This window comes from Methanocalculus sp. (assembly GCF_029762515.1).
Taxonomy (GTDB): Archaea; Halobacteriota; Methanomicrobia; order Methanomicrobiales; family Methanocorpusculaceae; genus Methanocalculus.
In genome coordinates this window covers 1-5,611 of the sequence record NZ_JARVGN010000118.1, presented here as the reverse complement: position 1 = coordinate 5,611, position 5,611 = coordinate 1, and the positions used below count along the sequence as shown (strand labels likewise).

The following is a 5,611-nucleotide window of genomic DNA, read 5'->3' as shown; positions in this document are numbered from 1 at the left end:
AAGCCGGAGGAAATACGGATACAATAGCATTCATCTGCGGAGCATATATCGGCGCAAAATTAGGCAAAGGCGGTCTGCCACAAGATCTCCTCGAACAACTGGAATCGCGCGATGCGATCGAACAACTCGGAATCGACCTCCTCAGGCGGACAGGACACCCGATTCCCGGTGGGGCAGAGTAGCCATCAGCCCAACAGGGTAAAACCCTTTATCCAAGCTCTGCAAGATAGCATGTATGGATATTGCGATCATCGGAGCATCCGGTTATGCGGGTGGAGACCTGATGCGGCTCCTTACCCTCCATCCCGATACCGAACTCACCTGTGCCACGTCCCGAAAACTTGAAGGGACACCGATCAGCCGGGATCAACCCCATCTGAAGGGTTTTGTTGATCTCACCTATACAAACCCTGATGTAGATGATGTCGATGCCGATGTTGTCTTTCTGGCTGTTCCCCATACTGTAGCAATGCAGTATGCAGGCTCACTCCATTCACGCGGGATAAAAACAATTGATCTCTCAGCAGACTATCGGCTTCCGCAATCAATCTATGAAGATGTCTACGGCGTTTCCCATACTGCATACTTTGAAGCGCCATATGGCATCCCGGAACTCCACCGTGACGAGGTACGCGGAGCAACGTTCGTCGCAAATCCCGGCTGTTTCCCAACCGGAGCAACACTGGCAGCAGCCCCGGTTGCAGATCTGGCGAGGACGATCATCTTTGATTCAAAGACCGGCGTATCCGGAGCTGGAGACACCGTCTCCGAGACGACCCATTACCCCAATGTTGCAGATAATATCAATCCATACAAATGGACACAACATCGCCATCTCTCTGAGATGCAGCTTGAGATCTCCCGCCTCGGATCTCAGGCCAGCGTCCATTTCACCCCGCACCTTGTTCCGGTGACCCGGGGCATCCTGACAACCGCCCACATCATCACCGAGCGCCCTGTCACTACCGACGAGGTCAGGCGGCGGTTTGAACACATGTACCGGAATGAGCCCTTCATCCGGCTCCAGGCACCAAAACTCGGGTTTGTGCGGGGAACAAACTTCTGTGATATCGCCTTTGAGGTTGAAGAGGGGGGCAGGCGGATCGTCGCCATATCAGCAATCGATAACCTGATGAAAGGAGCAGCCGGGCAGGCAGTCCAGAACATGAATATTATCTGCGGGCTTGAAGAGACAACAGGACTCCTCTTCCCATCAGCCACACCATGAGGTATTTCCAATGAATGTAGAAGCAGTTATGACGAAAAACCCGGTGACGATCCAGGCAGAGGATACGATCCGCGAAGCATCGCGAATAATCCGTGAGAAGAAGATCGGCGGACTCCCGGTGATGGATAGAGAGAACTTAATCGGGATGATCACCGAATCCGATATCCTTGCACTCCTCTCGGTGAAAGGGCCAAGCGAAGACCTCTGGCTCCCATCCCCTCTTGAAGTGATAGAGATCCCGATCCGCGAGTTCTTCAACTGGGAAAAGACCAAGGAAGCTCTTTCGGATATTGGATCACGCCCGGTCAGATCCGTGATGAGCTATCCGATCATCACCATCGAGGCTGAGGATACGATTGAGGAGGCAGCACGGCTGATGCTCCGTGAAGGTATTGCCCGCTTACCTGTCCTCAGGGATGGAGTACTTGCCGGGATCGTAACCCGTGCGGATATCATCGAGGGGATTGGAAAGAAGAAGGAGGATGAGGCGGAGTGAAGAGTATTTGTGGCGTCGCCGGTGTAACTGCCGCCGGTATAAAAGAGGGGAAATACGGGCTTGCGCTCATAAAGGCATCGGGAAATTCTGCCGCAGTCTTTACCCAGAATAAGGCACGGGCACCCGTCATCGACCTGATGGCAGAGCGGATGAGGAAGAACAGCCTCGAAGGAATCATCGCAAATTCCGGGTGTGCAAATGCCTATACCGGCAGGCGGGGCATGGAGGATGGAATCAGGATGGCCGAGATCGGCGGAGAGGCACTTGGGATTGATCCGATGCGTGTCGGGGTGGCAAGCACCGGTGTCATCGGGAGGTACCTGAACCTCGATCTTATTGAAAAGCAGGCGGGATCTCTTACACTCTCATCCTCTGAAGAGGCTGAGGTACAGGCAGCCAGGGCGATCATGACGACCGATCTTGTGGAGAAACATGCTCTTGTTCAGGGCAATGGATTTTCTGTCGGCGGGATCGCGAAAGGAAGCGGCATGATCGCCCCGAATATGGCGACGATGCTCGGGTTCATCTATACGGATGCGGAAGTATCACAGAACGATCTCAATGCAATCCTCAAAAGGGCCGTATCACGAAGTTTCAACCGGATCGTCGTTGATGGCGATGTCTCAACAAACGACTGCGTCTTCCTGACAGCGACAGGTGAGGCAGGAAAAGTTCCCATTAATGAGGTTGAAGAGAGCCTGACTGCCGCATGTATTCAGCTTGCACAGGCAATTGCACGGGACGGTGAAGGTGCGACGAAATTGATCGAAGTGATCGTCTCCGGAGCACGAACCGAAGAAGATGCAGGCAAGATTGCAAAAACCGTCGTGACAAGCCCCCTTGTCAAGACCGCAGTCTATGGCCAGGATCCAAACTGGGGCCGGGTTGTCGCTGCAGCCGGATATGCAGGAGTGGATTTTGAGATCCCGGATCTTTCCCTCTGGATTGGAACAGGTGAAGGGAAGACCCCGCTTGTCAGGAAAGGAGAGATCACTGCCGATCTTGAAGCAGCAAAGGCGGCGATGAAGGGTGATACGGTCGTCTTTTCGATTGATCTCGATTCCGGGGAAGGCGAGGCAACCGCATGGGGTTGTGATTTAACCGAGAAGTACGTAGAGATTAATGGGAAGTATACGACATGAAACGCGAAGACGTCCTGATGGAGGCACTCCCCTATATCAGGCAGTTCCATGGAAAGACGATCGTGATCAAGCTCGGCGGCCATGCGATGGTCGATCCGGCGATCATGAACACCGTCATCGAGGATGCCGTCCTCCTCCACTACATCGGGATGCGGGTAGTGCTCGTGCATGGCGGAGGACCGGAGATCACCGAGAAGATGAAGGCGATGGGCAAAGAGCCGAAGTTTGTTGCCGGGCTCCGGGTTACTGATCAGGACACCCTTGAGATCGCGATGATGGTGCTTGCCGGAAAGATCAGCAACACCATCGTCTCGTTGATAGCACAGAACGGCGCCCGTGGTGTCGGGATATCCGGAAACGACGGGAACCTTGTCATCGCACGGAAGATGGATGCCCAGAAGGTGATGATCGAGGATCGCGAGGAAGAGGTGGATCTCGGGTTTGTCGGTGAGATCCAGCGGGTAAATCCCGGTCTCCTCAGGACTCTGCTTGATTCGGGCTATATCCCGGTCATCTCACCGCTTGCAATCGATGAGGCGGGAAATAACCTCAATATCAATGCAGACACGATGGCAGGCGAGCTTGCCGTGGCACTTGATGCAGGCAAGCTTGTATCGCTCACCGATGTTGATGGCGTGATGGATCTGTCACGCACGAAGATCTACCACCGGCTCACCCTGGCCGAAGTGGAGTCAATGATCGCAGACGGTACCATCCAGGGAGGCATGATCCCAAAACTCGGCGCATGCATCTATGCATCCAGAAATGGAGTCGAGCGCTGCCATATCATCAACGGCAATGCCCCGCATAACCTCATCCTCGAACTCTTCACCGATCTTGGTGTTGGAACAATGATCCGGGGATAGATTCCTTTTTATTCTGAACAATCCATCATTCTTTTGCTATGGTTGCCACCTGGGAGCTGATCTTCACTGTTGTTCCGGGAGTAATCCTCTTCCTCTTTGGTATTGAGAACTTCAGCAAAGAGATCCTGGCTGTTGCACGGGGGCGGTTTGCCACCATCCTTGGAGATCTGACAACCAATCGCTACAAAGGCCTCCTGCTTGGTGCAGGGATCACCGCACTGGTACAGTCAAGTGCAGCGACGACGGTGATCGCCATCAACCTGGTTAATGCCGGGACAATCTCGTTTGTCCAGAGCCTTGGTATCATCATCGGCTCAAATATCGGAACCACCATCACCTCCCAGCTTGTTGCGTTTAAACTCACCTCATTTGGCCCGGCCTTCATCATTGCCGGGTTTCTGATCGGGCTTATCGGCGGGAGATACAGGTTCCTTGGAAAACCGCTCTTCTACTTCGGTCTCGTCTTCTTCGGGCTGACACTCGTCAATGAAGGGATCGATCCCTACAAAAACGATCCACTGGTCCTTGAACTCCTCGGCGGCATCGCTTTTCTCCCCCTTGCCATCTTTGTCGGGTTCCTGGTGACAACCGCATTCCAGTCAAGCTCTGTCACAACCGGTCTCGTCGTCATCCTCGCCCAGCAGGGCATGATCACGATGCCCGAGGCGATTCCCTTCCTCCTCGGCGCAAATATCGGATCCACGACAACGGCACTCTTTGCATCACGCGGTCTCGACCTCTATGCACGCAGGGCGGCGGCTGCCCATACCATCTTTAATATCGGGGGTGTGCTTCTGATTCTTCCATTTTTGGGGCCATTTGTTGATTTGATCGCCTTGATCGGGGGAACAGAGGCGCAACAGGTGGCAAATGCCCATCTTGTCTTCAATGTCGTCGCCTCCGGGATCTTTATTGTTGCACTGCACCCATTTGCCCGTCTCGTCATCCGTGCTGTTCCCGGCGAAGAGGAAGAGATTCTCTTCCGAACCGTTGCACTTCGAAAGGATATGCCGGAGTCGCCCGGTGAAGTGCTGCCCCTCATTGAAAAGGAGGTTCAATACCTCTATGAGATTACGCATCGGGCATTTGATGCTGCAATCTCTGTATTTGATGCAGCAAAACCACCCCGTGTATACCAGAAGGCAGGGAAACTGGAACTTGTCAATGACTATATCGATGAGGAGATTGAGAAAGCGGTATTCGTCCTCTCAAGGCAGGCACTGCCCGAGACTGAGGGAAAGAAGACAGTGCTCCTTGTCAGGATCTCAAATGAGCTTGAACGGCTCGGTGATCTCGCTCGTGATCTGGCAAAAGTCGGCCGCAATGCCCACAGAAAAGGAACTCCGTTTCCAAAAGGACAGGTTGAAGCGATGCGTGGGATTTACCGTATATTTGATGGCAATATCCAGGAGCTCGCAAAAAACTTCCCCCATTCAAATAAGGAAACAATCAATTCTCTCCGTGCACGGGACATCGAACTCCAGCGTGCATTAAACCTTGAATACTCACTCTACCTGAAGCGTATTGCACAGCTGAATGAGAGCGGTGATTCCCGGTACCTCGAGGTCCTTTCCATCCTTGAAGCAGCCAACGGGAAGATCAGGGATATCAGGAAGCTGACTGAGGAGTACTCTCAGCTCTGGGAAGAGATACCTCAGCCAGAATAACGAGGCGTGTTGGCAACTGATGGGAGAATCAGATCCCCTTTAGCGAGCATGAGAGGCGGAGGGAACTGTGCACCATATTCTCAAGATCCTCCTGTGTGTAGGGGTTTCCCTCAATCTTCTCCCAGTCGCGGGTAGTATCCTCGTCATTCTCCCCCACCCACGAGGTGATCGCAACATCAGGGATGGAGAAGCCGAGCCACGAGAAGAAGTTC

5 protein-coding genes and 2 pseudogenes are annotated in these 5,611 nt (G+C 53.4%); 6 read left to right on the top strand and 1 reads right to left on the bottom strand.

All coding sequences use genetic code 11. The annotated features are described in order from the left end of the window. The 6 genes and pseudogenes from QCH34_RS05600 to QCH34_RS05575 all read left to right on the top strand — a co-directional run. Positions 1 to 182: pseudogene (locus QCH34_RS05600) on the top strand (hypothetical protein); the annotation flags it as partial. Positions 183 to 235: 53 nt separating this feature from the next. After that, positions 236 to 1,228, top strand: a complete 993-nt coding sequence (argC, locus tag QCH34_RS05595) for an N-acetyl-gamma-glutamyl-phosphate reductase (RefSeq protein ID WP_300331421.1) — start codon at positions 236 to 238, stop codon at positions 1,226 to 1,228. Positions 1,229 to 1,238: 10 nt separating this feature from the next. Beyond that, on the top strand, positions 1,239 to 1,724 hold the full coding sequence (locus tag QCH34_RS05590; protein WP_300331418.1) for a CBS domain-containing protein: 486 nt from the start codon (positions 1,239 to 1,241) through the stop codon (positions 1,722 to 1,724). Further along, complete coding sequence (gene argJ / locus QCH34_RS05585; protein WP_300331415.1) at positions 1,721 to 2,866, top strand: bifunctional ornithine acetyltransferase/N-acetylglutamate synthase; 1,146 nt, start codon at positions 1,721 to 1,723, stop codon at positions 2,864 to 2,866. The genes QCH34_RS05590 and argJ overlap by 4 nt, the downstream gene beginning before the upstream one ends. Further along, positions 2,863 to 3,732: an acetylglutamate kinase gene (gene argB, locus QCH34_RS05580; RefSeq protein ID WP_300331412.1), complete on the top strand. Its 870-nt coding sequence runs from the start codon at positions 2,863 to 2,865 to the stop codon at positions 3,730 to 3,732. The genes argJ and argB overlap by 4 nt, the downstream gene beginning before the upstream one ends. A 38-nt stretch (positions 3,733 to 3,770) precedes the next feature. Beyond that, on the top strand, positions 3,771 to 5,399 hold the full coding sequence (locus QCH34_RS05575) for a Na/Pi cotransporter family protein (RefSeq protein WP_300331409.1): 1,629 nt from the start codon (positions 3,771 to 3,773) through the stop codon (positions 5,397 to 5,399). A 28-nt stretch (positions 5,400 to 5,427) separates the two neighbouring features. On the opposite strand, the pseudogene QCH34_RS05570 reads toward QCH34_RS05575, so the two are convergent. Further along, a pseudogene (locus QCH34_RS05570) lies at positions 5,428 to 5,611 on the bottom strand (flavodoxin family protein); the annotation flags it as partial.